1 pseudogene is annotated in these 646 nt (G+C 76.2%); it reads left to right on the forward strand.

What is annotated here, in order from left to right:
• Positions 1 to 448, forward strand: a pseudogene (locus PROKR_RS09145) (ornithine cyclodeaminase family protein); the annotation flags it as partial.
• Between the last annotated feature and the right edge of the window lie 198 nt (positions 449 to 646).

Raw genomic sequence — 646 nt, forward strand, 5'->3', positions numbered from 1 at the left:
GGTGGGCGCGGGCAGCGCCGAGGCGGACCGGGCGACGGCTGCCGCGGGCGTGATCGTGTGCGCGACGACGGCCCGGGAACCGTTGTTCGACGGCGCCCTGGTGCGCGACGACGCGGTGGTGATCGCCGTCGGCTCCCACGAGCCGGACGCGCGAGAGCTCCCCTCCGACCTGCTGAGCCGCGCCGCCGTCGTCGTCGAGGACGTCGCGACCGCGCTGCGCGAGTGCGGCGACGTCGTGCTCGCGGTCGGCGAGGGCGCGATCACCGCGACAGACCTCGTCCCGATGGCGGACGTCGTCACCGGGCGGGTCAGCCTTCGGGCCGACCGGCCCGTCGTCTTCAAGAGCTCCGGGATGTCCTGGGAGGACCTCGTGGTCGCCACGGCGGTCGCGGACCAGGGCGCCGACGGAGAGGGGCCACCGCGTGACCCCCGCGAGCGCCGGGCGTGATGCGGCGGGCAGCGACCCGTTGACGTGCGCCGACACCGCTCATTAGCCTCCCGGATGGCTGGTGGTGCGCGTCGTCGCGCGGACCGGCCCCTTGGCCCCGGACGAAGGAGTTCTGCCATGCGCACCCCGATCACCCGCCGCACCCTGCTCGTCACCGGCGCCGCCGTCGGCGCCTCGGCCGTGCTGGGCGCACCGGCC

Origin of the sequence: Promicromonospora kroppenstedtii DSM 19349 (assembly GCF_000515355.1) — a bacterium.
Lineage (GTDB): Bacteria > Actinomycetota > Actinomycetes > Actinomycetales > Cellulomonadaceae > Promicromonospora > Promicromonospora kroppenstedtii.